Raw genomic sequence first — 16,354 nt, forward strand, 5'->3', positions numbered from 1 at the left:
GGTATGAGGAATAATATTTAATGAAACAAAAGTCTCTTGAATATACGTTTGAGAGGATTTTCTAACATGGAAATATGGTGGACTATATTCATTTTTTGATAATGATTTTTCACAGGGGAAAATTGATTATGTCAAAAATTTTCCAAATGATAATAATGTTTTTTCTGTTTATAGTGATAAAAATGAACTTGTAGGGAATTGTGCAATTTATTTAAGTGATAAGGTAACTTTTTCAGTACAGTTAAGACCTAGTTTAACAAGCAAAGGTCTAGGAAAAGAATTTTTAACTTCAATTTTAAATTGTATAAAAGAAAGATATAATTTAAAAACTATAGGGCTATCAGTGCTTAAGTTTAATGAAAGGGCAATTAGGCTTTATAAAAGTTTAGATTTTAAAGTAACTAATGAGTTCATTGGAAAAACTGTTAAGGGTGAAATGGAGTTTTTAGCTATGGAAAAAGAGCTTTAAGGTTAAGTGAAATGGAGAAAGATGTGGGACAAGCAAAATTTTACTATAAAAATAACAAGGCCCCAAAATCTAATATATATTAAATTAAAAATAAATTTATTAAGTAATTTATGGGGGTAAGAATGAAATCTATAAATGATATTACAAATTTTATATTTTTTGAAAATAACCTTAAAAAAGCAGATATTATTTTTATACCTGGAGGGTCCTATGCTGAATTAGGGGAAAAAGCAGCAGAACTTTGGAAAAATAATTATGCCCCACGCATTTTACCTTCTGGAAAGTATAGCCCTAAGTATGGATATTTTCCAAATCCATCATCAAAAACAGATGAATATAATAATGCATATAACACAGAATGGGATTTCTTTTATGATGTTTTAATTAAGAATGGTGTTGATAAAAATACAATCTTAAAAGAAAACAATGCTGAAAATACATATGAAAACGCGTTCAAATCTCGTGTGGTTACAGATAAGTTAGGATTAAATATAAAAAGAGCAATAATTTGTTGTAAAAATTTTCATGCAAGGCGTTGTCTTATGTATTATAAGTGGGCATATCCAAATTCAGAATTGATAATTTGTCCATGTGAGGTACAGGGAATAAATAAGAGTAATTGGTTTAAAACAGATAAAGGAATAGAGAGAGTTATGGGTGAGTTAACAAGATGTGGCTCACAATTTAAGGAGTATATCAAGGAATTTGCTGAATAAATTAGATGAAATTCTATTAATAATTGAATTAAAATTAATAGATAAGCTATGAAAAGATATTGTAAAAAGGAGAATAAGAACTATGGTGAATATATTATTAAGTCAATATAATTTTCATGAAAAATGGGCTAGAGAGACCATAGAAGAATATATACATTCTTATAATAAAGTTGTAGTTATTCCTTTTGCTTTTAGTAATGAGGCTATATGTAATTCTGTAGATTGGGAAAAAGCGTATAATAAGGAAAAAGGTAAGTATTATAAGCAAATAGTTGAGCCTTTTATAGATTTAGGTATTAGTGAAGAAAATATTACTTTTATTAATTATTTTAAAGATACTAAAGAGAATATGAAAAGAGTAATAAAGAGTAGTGATGTGGTATTTTTAACAGGTGGGCTTCCTGATATGGCAGTTGAGCATGTTTTAGAGAAAGATATACTCAGTAGTATAAATGAAAGCAAAATAGTTATAGGTGTAAGTGCAGGTGCTTTGATGCAATTAAATAATTATTATATATCCCCAGATAAAGACTATCCTGAATTTATATATTTAAAAGGGTTAGGTTTAATAAAGGAAAATTTCTATATTGAGGTTCATTATGCAGAAACTGATATGGAAAATAACTGTATAAAAAAAGCATTAGAAGAAAAGACAACTACAGTTTATGCTATTAAAGATACTGGAGGTATAATTTTAGATAGTGATAAAATTAGATTAATTGGGGATGTAACTAAATTTAATAGAGATTAACCTGACACAAATAGATGGAAATTAAATAGACTTATGATTGATAAAAAGTATAAAAAAGGATATAGAAGAATTGTTATCATGAAGTTGTTGAAAAATTTAAGGTGTAAGTTAGGAAAAATTAAGTTTTTACAAGTGATGTACCTAAAAATATTGTTACAAAAAATTTTATAAAAATATAGGTTTTAAAGAAACAAGAGAGGTAATCTGGGATGAAGAGGTTATGGTAATATAATTATAATAGTAGTTTTAAAAAGCAATATAGAGGGGGAAATCATTATGACTAAAATATATTTTGTAAGACACGCAAAACCAGATTTTAAAATTTTGGATGATCTGACTAGACCATTGACCGATGAAGGTCTTAAAGATAGTGAAAGTTTATGTGAGCTTTTTAAGAATAAAGATATAAATAAAGTATATTCAAGTCCATATAAAAGAGCTATAGATACAGTTTTACCTGTGGCACAAATGTTAAATTTAGAGATTAATATTGTAGAAGATTTTAGAGAAAGAAGAATTTGTAATAAATGGCTAGATGATTTTGATAGCTTTGCAAAAAATCAGTGGAAGGATTTTAATTATAAAATTGAAGATGGTGAGTGTTTATTAGAAGTACAACAAAGAAATATAAATGCTTTAAAGAGTATATTAAGAGAAAATAATAGTAATAACATAATTATAGGAACTCATGGTACAGCATTAAGCACTATTATAAACTATTATGATGTAACTTTTAAATATGAACATTTTGAAAGAATAAAAAATATAATGCCGTGGGTTGTTATGTTAGAATTTGATGGTGAAAATTTTGTTAAGTTTAAATATATAAATAATTAACGTAGTAAAGAAGCTATAAACTATTTATTTTTAATAGTTTATAGCTTCTATTATTTTTCATTTTTATATATGTCTCTTGCTAACTTTTTTAGTTCATCCATATTTAAAATTGTTATTAAATTAGAATCTTTTATTATTAAGTTTTTTTCACAAAGATTTTTAATAACTCTATTTAAATGCCTATAGCTAGAACCTAGAAGCTCGGATATATGGGTTAATTCATCTATTTCAACAGTATTGTTACTGTTAATAGGTAAAGATAAAAGATAACTTACAAATCTATTTTCTAATGGATATAACATATTTATTGAGCTAAAAATAGAATTGTTTCTCAGCTTTTTTTCTAAAGAGGATATTATAAATCTTAAAAAAACAGAATCATCATATGCAAGTTTTTTAACTTTATCAATAGGAATTGCTATAAGGTGACATGATTCAATTGTTTTCACAGAACAATCAGCAGCTGAATTATCCAAAAATTCAATATCCCCCATTACCGAAAGAGGGGTTATAAAGCATATAAGTAATGACTTGCCTGTGGAGAGAAGAGTATAAACTTTTGCTTTACCTTTAACTAAAAAATATATATATTTCATATCTTCATTTAGAGTGCAAATCATTTCATTTTTGTCAAATGTATGAAGTTCGCAACATAAAGATAAACTTTCACTTAGGTATTTATTTAATGAGTATTTTTCTAAATAAGCATTTATTAATTTTCTGTTTTTAGATTTTTTCAACTAAAACACCCCTTTGTATAATTTAAAAATTAAAAAAATTCTATTTAAATCTATTATATAGGACAAATGTCCTATATAATAGATTATTATTTTGATATTATATATCTAATTTGATTAAGTTATAGGGTTTTAAACTGACTTTTAAATTTATGAACTTATCAAATGAGAAAATTTAAGATTAATATTATACTAATAGTTTACAGATTATTTTAGTTAAAAGTTAAGAGTGAATAGTTAACAGTTGTGGCTATTACTATTCACTTTGATCCTAGTAATTCTCAACGTATATTTTTATAAATTTGCAAAGCAAATTATATTATTAGATTAAAAGAAAGTGGTATTACCTTCCTCCTGAACTCTTAATTATTAATTATCTCTTTTAAATTGAAATACTTAATTATGCTTCTATTATCTTTAAACTTTATATGAGTTTAATGTGAGAAGATTTAAACTTCTAGGTTCTTAACTAACTATATTTGTACTTATTTTTCTCAACTGATAACAAAAATTTGATGAATAAGTTTAAATTGGAGCTTGTCTCTATATATAGGGTTCCAAGTTTTAAAATTATCCATTTCAAAACTTGGATACCTAAAATAGTGAGACATGCTCTGAATTACTTAGAATTTAATACTGCATTTTGTATAAAAATATTTTAAGGTTATTGAATAAATTTAAATTGGAGCTTGTCTCTATATAGTATTGGGGTGATTAACAATGTATAATATTTTAGCACTTTTTATAGGAAGTTTAATTTCTGTTATGATTACGTTTAATAGTCAATTAGAAGGTAAAGTTGGATCAATGTATTCCCTTATAATAATTCATTTAGTTGGATTAATAGCAATAATTTTAATTATGATAATAAAAAGAGAAAGAGTAAGCATTAAAAGAGATGTTCCTAAATATTTATTTCTAGGTGGTGCTGTAGGAGTAGGTTTAACTTTAAGTAATATTATAACAATAGGGGGAATAGGTGTTACATTAACTACATCGCTGGCTGTATTTGGACAGTTAATATTTTCTTCATTTATAGACCATTATGGCTTGTTTGGAATGAAAAAGTATAAGTTTAATATTAAAAAATTAATGGGATTTACTATTATAATAGTAGGGTTAATAGTAATGACAATAGGATAGGAGGAGAAAATTTGTATATACTTGCAATAATAGGTGGAGTTTTAACAACCTTATCTATGGTAATTAATTCATCGCTAGGAAAAAGAATAGGAGTATTACAAAGTACTTTAATAAATTATATTGTAGGACTGTTATGTTCTATGATAGTGCTTTTAATTGTAGGAAGTAATGTTGAATTATCTACGGTGGAATTTAATAACATACCTATATTTGTATTTTGTGGTGGTATTATAGGTGTTGTTATAGTATATACTTCTAACATAATAATACCCAAAATACCTGTGGTTTATAGTATGTTATTGCTATTTATAGGTCAGATATTAGCTGGTATTATAATTGATTTTTTAATAAATAAAGAAATAGAAATTAATAAAATATTAGGTGCCATGGTAGTTACAATAGGAATTTTATACAACTCCAAGGTAGATAATAAGATATGCAGTGATAATTAAAAAACGTATATAAAAGACGATAAGTATTTACAAATACTTATCGTCTTTTAAGTCATTATATAGATCTATAAGAACAAGATCGCCACCTTTTTTATAATCATAATCAGATGTTGAAGAGAACGATTTTACATAACTCCAACATATATTCCATAGTTTAACTACAAAAAGATATCTTTTAAATTTAAGATGTAATTCCTGTGAAAAATTATTAAAATAAGACATTAAAAATATTTTTCTAGAATTATCGTCTAGTAGCCAACAAAATGTTGCAATGTCATAAAAAATATCCCACATACCACTAAATTCAAAATCTATTAAAAATACTTCATCATTTTTATAAAGGATATTTGACGGGTTTAAGTCATTATGACATAAACCATAATTTATATCATTACACAAAATGGTTTCAATAGCGTCAAGTTTGCTAATTATAAATATAAATTCATTAGAAAATTTAAAATTGAGTTTTTTTAGTATAGATAGCTTTTTTCTTATTTCATTAAAGGGATTATATATATAATCACATTTTAGGTTATGCATACTTTTTAATTTATTAGATAAACTTAAAAGAAATTTTGGGTCTGTACAAGTAGATTCATCTATAAGTGAATTTGGAATGAACTCGCTTATTATAGTGTAGCTACAAGTATCTTTATAGATTACTTTAGGACATATGTGGTTCAGGTCTAATAAAGTTAAAAGTTCATATTCATAAGAAAAGTCTTTATTTTTATCTTTAAAATTACATTTCAAAAAATAGTTTTTATCATCATAGCTTAACAGATAATTTAAATTGTTTAGCCCATCAAGTCGAGTTAGTTTAACATGATTTTTAGAGTTTTTTATCATTAAATCACCTACACAAAATTTAATAAACATATTATAGCATATATAACTATTGTAAAAATAAGAAGAATATTAAATTCTTATGTAAAATTATTGAATATTTATTATATAATTGTAACTAATACTTAAAAATACTTAACAAATAGACATTGACATAGATATATGTTCATAATATAATAATAATTGTTACAATTATAAAAATTATTATTATATTATAGGTGTTTTTCTTAATAGGGAATGAAGTGAGAATCTTCAACTGACCCAGTAACCGTGAAGCTGACGAAGTTTTATAAGCCACTGCAGTATAAACTGTGGGAAGGTAAAATGGAGGACGAAGCAAAGTCGGGAGACCTGCCTATTAATTGTACTATAGTTCTCTGTGGGTGGAATATTAGGGTACATGTTATGTTATTTTATTTTAAGAGTAAAATAATTTAGTGTATTACGGCATACCTACGGGTGTGTTTTTTTATTTTAAATAATAAATATAAAATTATTAATAAATATATAATTTGGAGGAAAAATTATGAATAAATCAAAGAAAATTCTATTGGTATTATTATCAGCAATAATGAGTTTAGTCTTATTAGTTGGATGTTCAAGCAAAACTACAACTATGAAAGACAGAGAAGGAAACGAATTCACAGCGCCAGAAAAATTAGAAAAAATAATTTCTACAGCGCCATCAAATACTGAAATTTTAATGGGACTAGGTTTAGGTGATAAACTTGTAGCTGTTGATACATATTCAGCTGATGTTGAAGGAATTAAAAAAGATATAACTAAAATAGATTTTAGAAATCCTGATGCAGAAGCAATTATAGCACTACAACCAGATATTGTAATAGCTTCAGGTCATAATAAAGAAGGAAATGAAGATCCATTTAAGGTTATAAAGGAATCAGGAATTCCAGTTGTATACTTACCAAGCAGTGATAGCGTAGATGGAGTATATGAAGATATCAATTTTTTAGCAGAACTTACTGGAACTAAAGAAGAAGGAAAAAAAATTGTTGACGACATGAAAAGTGAAATAGACAAAATAAAAAAAGTAGGAGAATCAATTACAGATAAGAAAAAAGTTTATTTTGAAATAGGATCAGCATCAGGATTATACAGTTTTGGAAATAATACATTCTTAAATGAAATGGTTCAAACAGTAGGTGGAGAAAATATTTTTGTTAATGAAAATAGCTGGATTGCACCTAGTGAAGAAAATGTAATTTCAGCTAATCCAGATGTTATATTAACAAATGAAGAATATATTCCAAATGCAGTAGAAGGAATTTTAAAACGTCCAGGTTGGGAAAATGTTAATGCAGTTAAGAATAAACAAGTTTATTTAATAAATCAAAACGCATCATCACGTGGAAGCCAAAATATAGTAAAAGCTTTAAAAGAAATGGCTAAAGCTATATATCCAGATAAATATGAAAAATAAAAAATTATTACTAATATTGGCTGTTCCAATAGTATTTTTGGTAATCTGTATGGGAACTTCTATAGGAAGTTCCCATATTAGTATAGGTGATATTGTATCAATAATTGGAAATAAATTATTTAATATACCACTACAACCAGGGATACAACCTAAAGATGTATCAATAATTTGGGTTATTAGGCTTCCAAGAGTGATTTTAGCATTTTTAGTAGGTTCAGCATTGGCAGTAAGTGGTGCAGTAGTTCAATCAGTTTTAAAAAATCCATTAGCATCTCCTTATACTTTGGGGGTTTCATCAGGAGCTTCTTTAGGTGTAGGAGTATACATAGTTTTACATATTTCAATACCGTTTATAGGAAATTTAGCATTGCCGTTTATAGGATTTTTATCTGGTATAATAACAGTATTTTTAGTAATTGCCTTTGCAAGCAAGGTAGACAAAGGTTTATCAAATAGCACTATAATTTTAGCAGGTATAGTATTTTCATTATTTACAAATGCTCTTTTAACAACAATTTCATCGTTTTTTAGTGAAGATATAAAAACAATAACGCTTTGGCAAATGGGTTCTTTTGCAATGAAAGGATGGTCATATGTTACAGCAGGCATTCCGTTTTTTATAATAGGAATGGCAATTGTTTTAAGATATTGTAGAGAAATGGATATTTTAAGTTTTGGAGAAGAACAGGCAAAATCAGTAGGTGTTGAAACTGAAAAAGTAAAAAAGTTATTATTTGTAGCTACTGCAATATTAACAGGAACTGCAGTGGCGCTAAGTGGTGTAATTGGTTTTATTGATTTAATAACACCACATATGGTAAGAAAAATATTTGGATCTAATCACAAAATAGTAATTCCAATGTGTATAGTGATTGGTGGTTCATTAATGGTAATTACAGATTTAATTGCAAGAACAGTAGTATCACCATCAGAATTGCCAGTAGGTGCAATTACAGCACTTATAGGAGCGCCATTTTTTGGATATTTATACTTTAATAAAAGAAATAGGTGATAATATGCTGAAAATAAAAAATTTATATTGTGGTTACAATGGTTTTGATATAGTTAAAGATATATCTATAGAAGTAAAAAGAGGTCAAAATTTATCTATAGTAGGACCTAATGGCTGTGGAAAAACTACTATGCTAAAGGCAATAGCAAATCTTATAGAGTATAAAGGTGAAATAAATATAGATGGAGAAGAATTAAAGACAATAAAACGAAAAGAACTTGCAAAAAAGATTGCTTTTATGACACAAACATCTGAAATTTATTTTCCTTATACAGTTTTTGAAACAGTAGCTTTAGGAAGATATGCACATTTTGATGGAATATTTTCTAAGCTTTCAAAAGATGATGAAGAATTAGTTTTAAGCTGTATAGAAAATGTAGGATTATTAGATTTAAAGGATAAAATGATAACAGAGTTATCTGGTGGTCAACTTCAAAGAGTATATTTAGCAAGAGCTTTTGCTCAGGATCCAGATATAATTTTACTTGATGAACCAACAAATCACTTAGATTTAAAATCTCAAATAGAAATATTAGGACATATAAATAAATGGACTAAAGAAAAGAATAAAACAGTAATAGGTGTGTTACATGATTTAAATTTAGTTCAGATGTTTAGCGAAGAAGTAATAATGATTAAAGAAGGACATATTATAGCTAAAGGTAGTTGCAGTGATGTATTAGAAGAGGAAAGACTTAAAGAGGTTTATGGACTGAACATAAAAGAATTTATGGTTAAAGCTTTAGAGAAATGGAAGTAGGAGAAGCATTATGAAAAAGAAATTTATTATGTCATATAGTTGTGGAAAAGATAGTACATTAGCACTTTATAAAATGGTTAATCAAGGCCATATTCCAAGTGGGTTATTAGTTACAGTTGATGAGAGTCTAAATAGAAGTTGGTTTCATGGAATTCCAGAACCAATGCTAGAAAAAGTTTCGGAATCAATGAATATTCCATTAATGTTAGTAAAGTGTAAAGGAAATCAGTATGAAGCAACTTTTGAAAATGCATTAAAGAAGGCAAAAGAACAAGGCGTAACTGCTTGTGTTTTTGGTGATATAGATATAGAACAACATAGACAGTGGTGTAGTGAAAGATGTGAAAAAGTTGGTATAGAAGCTATTTTCCCATTATGGCAAGGTAATAGGGAAGAAATAACCTATGAATTTATAGAAACTGGGTTTAAAGCGGTTTTGAAAAATGTTAAATTAGAATATTTAGATGAGGGTTATTTAGGAAAAGTCTTAACTAAAGATTTAGTTGGGAAAATAAAAAGTACAGGTGCTGATCCTTGTGGAGAAAACGGAGAATACCACACTTTTGTTTTTGATGGACCACTTTTTAAATTCCCTATAGAATTTACCACAAATGGAAATATAACAAATAATGGATATGGTTATTTAGATATAAGATAACATGTTATTAAAAAGTTCGGAATTATATTGAATTAAATAAAAAATTGCAGAATTCATTTTATAAGATAAAAGATTATAAAATGAATTCTGCAATTTTTTTATTATAATTTAGTTGTAAAGTATAAGCTTAAATTAATCCTCAGAACTTATTGCTGTAAGAACTTCCTTTAAATTATGTATAGATAATGCTAACTTGTCTATTTGATCTTCTGATAATGTAGAAAATTTACTTGTTAAAGTATCTAATACTTCATTATATTTTTCATCAAGATATTTTTCACCTTTTGGTGTTAATTCTATATTGATTATTCGTCTATCTTTATCATCAGGAAGTCTAACAACCATTTCTTTTTCAATAAGCTTATTTAGAAGTTTAGTCATATTAGGCATAGATATAAAAAGTCTTTTACTAACCTCAGAAATAGGCTGCTTACCATAGAATTTTAAAGTAGCCATTACTTGAAAATGAGAATGATTAAGATTATCTTGAGAAAAGTTACAATTTCTTTTTACAAGTTTTTTTTGAAATAATGGTACTATAGTTAAAAAATCCTTAGCAATTAATTTTAGATTTTTATTATTATTCATTAAAAATTCCTCCCTTTAACATTATACCCTATTTTAATTAATCTTACATATTTATACAATCGAAAAAATATAAAAAATTTATTGACTTTCTTTTTTATGAGATATATACTTAGAAAATAATAGTTAAAAAATATAACTATTAAAAAACACAACTATTAAAAACTATAATTATTATATACCAAAATTAAAAAAAATCATAGATATAAATAATAATTATAAAATAATCAATACTATAAAGGTGGTGACAAATAATAAAATTTTATTAGTTATAGGTAAGCTATTATTTGAAAATGAACTTATATTTATAATTAGTAAGTTTTAAATTACATATAAGAACGATTTAAAAGAAAGGGGAAGATTTATGTTTAAAATTGTAAAGTACTTAAAACCATTTTTTATGTCAATAGTCGCAGTTGTTTTATTATTGACACTTCAAGCAGTTTGTGATCTTTCGTTACCAGATTATACATCAAAGATTGTAAATGTAGGAATCCAACAAGGAGGAATTGAAAATGCTATTCCAAAATCAATTCGTGAAAGTCAATTAAATAATTTAACATTATTTATGGATGATGCAGATAAAAAAATAGTATTGGACAATTATGAATTGTTAAGCAAAGATAATCTTGATAAAAATGAATATGATAAATACATAAATAAATATCCAATTTTAAAAGATGAATCAGTATATGAATTAAAAGATATCAAAGATGAAGCTACAATAGATTCATTAAATACAATAATGTCAAAATCTATTATGAGCATTTCTGCACTAGAAATGGCTATTAAAAATGAGAGTATTCCTAATGTACCAAAAGATATGGATGTAGATACATTAATTAATAGTATACCTAAAGAACAATTTTCTAATTTAAAAACTCAAATGGATGAGAAAATTGCAGAGATAGATGAAAATATGTATACTCAAGCATCTATTTATTTTATAAAGGATGAATATAATAAAATAGGAATAGATACAGATAAAATGCAAACTAATTATGTATTTTCTTCTGGAGCTAAAATGCTTTCAATAGCATTATTAAGCATGGTAGCTACAGTTGCAGTAGGATTTATAGCAGCAAAAATTGCTGCAGGTATGGGCCGTAATCTGCGTGGACAAGTATTTGAAAAAGTGGTAGGTTTTTCAAATGCAGAATTCGATAAATTTTCCACAGCATCACTTATAACCCGTAGTACTAATGATATACAACAGATACAAACAGTTACAGTAATGCTTATAAGAATGGTATTTTATGCACCTATACTTGCAATTGGTGGAATTATAAAAGTTTTAAACACTGATACATCTATGGCTTGGATTATTGGAGTTGCAGTATTAGCTATTATATCAGTAGTGCTTGTATTATTTGGTTTAGCAGTACCTAGATTTAAAAAGGTTCAAAAACTTGTTGACAAATTAAATCTTGTAACTCGTGAAATGCTTACAGGAATGTTAGTTATTCGTGCGTTCAGTAATCAAAAGACAGAAGAAAAAAGATTTGATGAAACAAATACAGAGTTAAGAAGAACAAATACTTTTGTAAATCGTATAATGACTATGATGATGCCACTTATGATGCTTATAATGAATCTTATAACCATACTTATAGTTTGGGTTGCAGCAAATAAAATTAATGCATCTGAAATACAAGTTGGAGATATGATGGCATTTATACAATACACAATGCAAATAATAATGGCATTCTTAATGATTTCAATGTTATCAGTAATACTTCCTCGTGCATCTGTATCTGCACAACGTATAGATGAAGTATTAACTACAGAGTTTTCAATAAAAGATCCTAATGTAAGTAAGGAAACTAAGAACAAAGGAAACATAGAATTTAAAAATGTATCTTTTAAATATCCAAATGCTGAAGATAATGTTTTAAGCAACATAAATTTTGTTGCAAAACCAGGTAAAACTACTGCTATCATAGGAAGTACAGGAAGTGGTAAGTCAACACTTATAAATTTAATTCCTCGTTTCTATGATATAACAGGTGGAGAAATTTTACTTGATGGCGTAGATATAAGAGACATCAAACAAGGAGATCTTAGAAAAAAAATAGGGTATGTTCCTCAAAAAGGAATATTATTTTCTGGAACTATTGAAAGTAACATAAAGTATGGAGCTGAAAATGCAACAAAAGAAGAAGTAGAAAAGGCTTGTAAAATCGCACAGGCTATGGAATTTATAAGTAAAAAAGAAGAAGGTTTTGAATCTCATATAGCACAAGGTGGAGGTAATGTTTCTGGTGGACAAAAACAAAGGCTATCAATAGCCCGTGCCATTGCTAAAAAACCTCAAGTATATATTTTTGATGATAGTTTTTCAGCATTAGATTTAAAAACAGACGCTATACTTCGTAAAGAATTAAAATCTGAAACAAAAGAAAGTGCAGTTATTATAGTTGCTCAAAGAATAAGTACAATTATTAATGCTGAACAAATAATAGTTTTAGATGAAGGAAAAATGGTAGGAATAGGTACACATGATGAATTGTTAGAAAACTGTGAGGTTTACAAACAAATAGCTGCATCCCAACTTACAAAGGAGGAATTAACTCATGAGTAATGGAAAGCAAAATAAAGGCAAGGCATCCATGGGAGGTGGTCCTATGGGAGGCATGGCTGCTGGTGGAGAAAAAGCCAAAGATTTTAAAGGAACAATGAAAAAGCTGCTTAGTTATTTAAAACCTTTTAGATTAGCTATGGTAGTTGTAGTGATTTTTGCAATAGGAAGTTCTGCATTTTCAATAATTGGACCTAAAGTTTTAGGTACAGCAACTACAGAAATATTTGAAGGTTTAGTAAGAAAAATTAGTAGCAATGGTGTAAATGGTATAGATTTTGATAAAATTCAAAGAATACTATTAATCTTAGTAGGGTTATATATTATAAGTGCGGTGTTCTCATTTATACAAACATTTATTACATCAGATATATCTCAAAAGGTTTCTTATAATTTAAGAAAAAAAATATCAGAGAAAATAAATAAAATGCCACTTAAATATTATGATAAAAATACTAATGGTGAAGTATTATCTAGAGTTACAAATGATGTTGATGCAATAAGTCAAAACTTAAATCAAATTCTATCACAAATGATAACAGCAGTTACCACAATGATAGGTGTATTGATAATGATGCTTTCTATAAGCGTTAAAATGACTATTGCAAGTTTAGTAATAATACCATTATCTATGGGATTTATAGGCTTAATAGTTAAAAAATCACAAAAATATTTTAAATCACAACAAAGATATTTAGGAAACACTAATGGACAGGTAGAAGAAATATACAGCGGACATAACATAGTTAAAGCTTTTAATGGTGAAAAAAAGGCAATAGATGAATTTAACGGTTTAAACGAAAAATTATATAATTCAGCTTGGAAGTCTCAATTTTTATCTGGTATTATGATGCCGGTAATGACTTTTATAGGTAATTTAGGTTATGTTATGGTTACTATACTTGGAGGTTATCTAACTATAAAGAAAGCTATTCAAGTTGGAGATATTTTATCATTTACACAATATGTAAGGTCATTTATGCAACCTATAGCTCAAACAGCACAAATTGCAAATGTAATGCAATCAACTGCAGCTGCAGCTGAGAGAGTTTTTGAGTTTTTAGAGGAAGAAGAAGAGACAGAAGATGTAAAGGTATCTTGTAATACTGAAGATATAGAAGGAGCTGTTTCATTTAGAAATGTTAACTTTGGATATAGTGAAGACAAAACTATAATTAATAATTTTTCTGTTGATATAAAACCAGGTCAAAAGGTTGCTATAGTAGGACCAACTGGTGCGGGAAAAACTACAATAGTTAAACTTCTTATGCGTTTTTATGATATTAATAGTGGTAATATATTAATAGATGGTCATGATGTAAAAGAATTTAAGCGTAATGATTTACGTAAAATATTCGGTATGGTACTTCAAGACACTTGGTTATTTAGTGGATCATTAATGGAAAATATACGTTATGGTAATTTAGATGCTAGTGATGATAAAGTTATAGAAGCAGCTAAACTAGCACATGCAAATCACTTTATAAAAACATTACCTGACGGATATGATATGGTTATAAATGAGGAAGCTAATAATATTTCTCAAGGTCAAAAACAATTATTGACAATTGCAAGAGCAATAATTGCAGATCCTAAAATATTAATACTAGACGAGGCCACAAGTTCAGTAGATACTCGTACAGAGGTATTAATTCAAAAGGCTATGGAAAACCTTATGGAAGGAAGAACTAGCTTTATAATCGCACATAGATTATCAACAATACGTGATGCAGATTTAATTCTTGTAATGAAAGATGGAGATATAGTAGAACAAGGAAATCATGAGGAATTATTAAAAGCAAACGGATTCTATGCAGGATTATATAATAGTCAGTTTGAAGAAGTAGAAGCTTCATAATGATTTAAAAGTAAAATTAAAAGCTATGAATTAAATTGTAAAATTTAATTCATAGCTTTATTTTTATGTTTATATAAAATAAAACAGTATGTTATAATTATTTGTTAGATAAAAAGAAATTTAATATAGGATTTTGATATGAAGTTTGAATTTAAAGTGATTTAGACCATATATCACTTTGGGGATATCCAAGATTTAAAGGTAGAAATTTGAAAATTTAACTTGGAACTCTATATTATAAAAAGTTTTTAAGGGGATGAAATATTCATGATTTATTTAATTTATTTTGTTGTAGCTATATTGGTAGTTTTATTATCTATTAAAGCAGCATATTATGTAGATTTAATAGATAAAACTACTAATCTTTCTGGTGCATTTATAGGCGGAGTATTATTATCTGCAGTTACTTCTTTGCCAGAATTATTAACAAGTATATCAGCTACAATGTTTTTTGATAACTCTGGACTTGCGTTAGGAAATATACTTGGAAGTAATATATTTAATCTTACAACTCTTTCAATACTAATACTGTTTTCATTCAGCACTTTTAAAAAGTCAAAGGTGTCTATTAGTCATAAACATACTGCAGTATATACTCTAATTATTTACATAATAATTATTTTAAATATGTATAAGATATTAGATTTGAACATTTTAACTGTAAGTTGTACTTCAATATTTATATTAATTATATATGTATTAGGTGTAAAATCTATGATTAATGATAATAGTGAAAAAGATATGGCTTTTGAAGAAATAGCTAATGATACTGTTACTGAAGAAGAATGTAGTTTAACATTAAAACAAATAATAATAAGATTTATATTTACAAGTATAGGGCTTGTTATAGCTAGTATATCAATAACATATGTAACAGATATAATATCAGTAAGACTTAATATGTCAGCTAGTTTAGTAGGTGCATTATTACTAGGAATTGCTACATCTCTACCAGAGGTAAGTTCAAGTATATCATTAGTTAGAATGGGTAATTTCAATGTAACAGTTGGTAATATAGTTGGAAGTAACTTGTTTAATTTCTTAATATTATTTGTAGTAGACGTTTTATATATAAAAGGTTCTATTTATAACTTTGGTGATAAACAAAGTAAAAATTTACTGTTTTTTGGAATGATAAGTACCATATTAATGATTGTTATACTTAAAAGTAAAAAAGAAAAAACAAATAAATATATTATAATTGGAAGTGCTTTAGGTGTTATTATAAGCTATATAATGTTTTTATCAATATAGGGAAACAAGCGACCATTTAAATTTATTCATCAAATTTTTGTTATCAGTTGAGAAAAATAAGTGCAAATATAGTTAGTTAAGAATTATGAATTATGAATTTAGGATGAAAGTGACAAACACTTTCTGAAAATGATTTTAAAAAATCTATCAATATAATTTGCTTTGCAAATTTATAAAAAGATACGTTGAGAATTACTAGGAACGAAGTGAATAGTAATAACCACAACTGTTCACTATTCACTCTTAACTTTTAACTA

At 26.7% G+C, this 16,354-nt stretch carries 15 protein-coding genes, 1 pseudogene and 1 riboswitch; of the genes and pseudogenes, 13 read left to right on the plus strand and 3 right to left on the minus strand.

The genetic code is table 11. The features are described 5' to 3' along the window. Positions 1 to 118: 118 nt before the first annotated feature. The 4 genes and pseudogenes from AZI32_RS18040 to AZI32_RS12645 all read left to right on the plus strand — a co-directional run. Positions 119 to 469, plus strand: a pseudogene (locus tag AZI32_RS18040) (GNAT family N-acetyltransferase); the annotation flags it as partial. 122 nt (positions 470 to 591) lie between these two features. Next, a complete protein-coding gene (locus AZI32_RS12635) occupies positions 592 to 1,185 on the plus strand; it encodes a YdcF family protein (RefSeq protein WP_157450915.1) in 594 nt (197 codons plus the stop codon). Between the two features lie 82 nt (positions 1,186 to 1,267). Then, entirely contained in the window at positions 1,268 to 1,936 is a 669-nt protein-coding gene (locus tag AZI32_RS12640) for a Type 1 glutamine amidotransferase-like domain-containing protein (protein WP_061996183.1), read from the plus strand. 276 nt (positions 1,937 to 2,212) lie between these two features. Next, the gene (locus tag AZI32_RS12645; protein ID WP_061996184.1) at positions 2,213 to 2,773 is read left to right on the plus strand and encodes a histidine phosphatase family protein; all 561 of its coding nucleotides are present in this window, start codon (positions 2,213 to 2,215) and stop codon (positions 2,771 to 2,773) included. A gap of 50 nt (positions 2,774 to 2,823) precedes the next feature. On the opposite strand, the gene AZI32_RS12650 is transcribed toward AZI32_RS12645, so the two are convergent. After that, positions 2,824 to 3,513 carry a cyclic nucleotide-binding domain-containing protein gene (locus AZI32_RS12650; protein WP_010296239.1) on the minus strand — a complete coding sequence of 230 codons (690 nt, stop codon included), beginning with the start codon at positions 3,511 to 3,513 and terminating at the stop codon, positions 2,824 to 2,826. Between the two features lie 717 nt (positions 3,514 to 4,230). On the opposite strand from AZI32_RS12650, the gene AZI32_RS12655 reads away from it, so the two are divergent. Continuing rightward, positions 4,231 to 4,653 (plus strand): DMT family transporter, encoded by a 423-nt coding sequence (locus AZI32_RS12655; RefSeq protein WP_061996185.1) that lies wholly within the window; start codon positions 4,231 to 4,233, stop codon positions 4,651 to 4,653. 11 nt (positions 4,654 to 4,664) lie between these two features. After that, positions 4,665 to 5,105: a DMT family transporter gene (locus AZI32_RS12660; RefSeq protein WP_082761247.1), complete on the plus strand. Its 441-nt coding sequence runs from the start codon at positions 4,665 to 4,667 to the stop codon at positions 5,103 to 5,105. A gap of 27 nt (positions 5,106 to 5,132) precedes the next feature. Here AZI32_RS12660 and AZI32_RS12665 read toward each other — a convergent pair whose 3' ends face one another. Beyond that, positions 5,133 to 5,954, minus strand: coding sequence for a phosphotransferase (locus AZI32_RS12665; protein ID WP_061996186.1), 822 nt, complete (start codon positions 5,952 to 5,954; stop codon positions 5,133 to 5,135). A gap of 196 nt (positions 5,955 to 6,150) precedes the next feature. Further along, positions 6,151 to 6,325: riboswitch (cobalamin riboswitch) on the plus strand. A gap of 152 nt (positions 6,326 to 6,477) precedes the next feature. Here AZI32_RS12665 and AZI32_RS12670 point away from each other — a divergent pair. From AZI32_RS12670 to AZI32_RS12685, 4 genes are read left to right on the plus strand one after another with little or no spacing between them, the layout of a single operon-like run. Next, the gene (locus tag AZI32_RS12670) at positions 6,478 to 7,392 is read left to right on the plus strand and encodes an ABC transporter substrate-binding protein (protein ID WP_061996187.1); all 915 of its coding nucleotides are present in this window, start codon (positions 6,478 to 6,480) and stop codon (positions 7,390 to 7,392) included. Next, positions 7,382 to 8,404 carry an iron ABC transporter permease gene (locus tag AZI32_RS12675; protein ID WP_061996188.1) on the plus strand — a complete coding sequence of 341 codons (1,023 nt, stop codon included), beginning with the start codon at positions 7,382 to 7,384 and terminating at the stop codon, positions 8,402 to 8,404. Before AZI32_RS12670 ends, AZI32_RS12675 begins: the two co-directional genes overlap by 11 nt. Before the next feature lie 4 nt (positions 8,405 to 8,408). After that, entirely contained in the window at positions 8,409 to 9,164 is a 756-nt protein-coding gene (locus tag AZI32_RS12680) for an ABC transporter ATP-binding protein (protein ID WP_061996189.1), read from the plus strand. A 10-nt stretch (positions 9,165 to 9,174) separates the two neighbouring features. Next, on the plus strand, positions 9,175 to 9,822 hold the full coding sequence (locus AZI32_RS12685) for a diphthine--ammonia ligase (RefSeq protein ID WP_061996190.1): 648 nt from the start codon (positions 9,175 to 9,177) through the stop codon (positions 9,820 to 9,822). Between the two features lie 132 nt (positions 9,823 to 9,954). On the opposite strand, the gene AZI32_RS12690 is transcribed toward AZI32_RS12685, so the two are convergent. After that, positions 9,955 to 10,410 (minus strand): MarR family transcriptional regulator, encoded by a 456-nt coding sequence (locus AZI32_RS12690; protein WP_061996191.1) that lies wholly within the window; start codon positions 10,408 to 10,410, stop codon positions 9,955 to 9,957. A gap of 361 nt (positions 10,411 to 10,771) precedes the next feature. Here AZI32_RS12690 and AZI32_RS12695 point away from each other — a divergent pair, with 361 nt between their 5' ends. The 3 genes from AZI32_RS12695 (at position 10,772) to AZI32_RS12705 (ending at position 16,097) form a co-directional block, all read left to right on the plus strand. Beyond that, positions 10,772 to 12,988, plus strand: a complete 2,217-nt coding sequence (locus AZI32_RS12695) for an ABC transporter ATP-binding protein (RefSeq protein WP_061996192.1) — start codon at positions 10,772 to 10,774, stop codon at positions 12,986 to 12,988. Further along, positions 12,981 to 14,843 (plus strand): ABC transporter ATP-binding protein, encoded by a 1,863-nt coding sequence (locus AZI32_RS12700; RefSeq protein ID WP_061996193.1) that lies wholly within the window; start codon positions 12,981 to 12,983, stop codon positions 14,841 to 14,843. Before AZI32_RS12695 ends, AZI32_RS12700 begins: the two co-directional genes overlap by 8 nt. 267 nt (positions 14,844 to 15,110) lie before the next feature. After that, positions 15,111 to 16,097, plus strand: coding sequence for a cation transporter (locus tag AZI32_RS12705; RefSeq protein ID WP_061996194.1), 987 nt, complete (start codon positions 15,111 to 15,113; stop codon positions 16,095 to 16,097). Positions 16,098 to 16,354 lie beyond the last annotated feature (257 nt).

Source organism: Clostridium sp. ATCC 25772, from assembly GCF_001573875.1.
Taxonomy (GTDB): domain Bacteria; phylum Bacillota; class Clostridia; order Clostridiales; family Clostridiaceae; genus Clostridium_J; species Clostridium_J senegalense.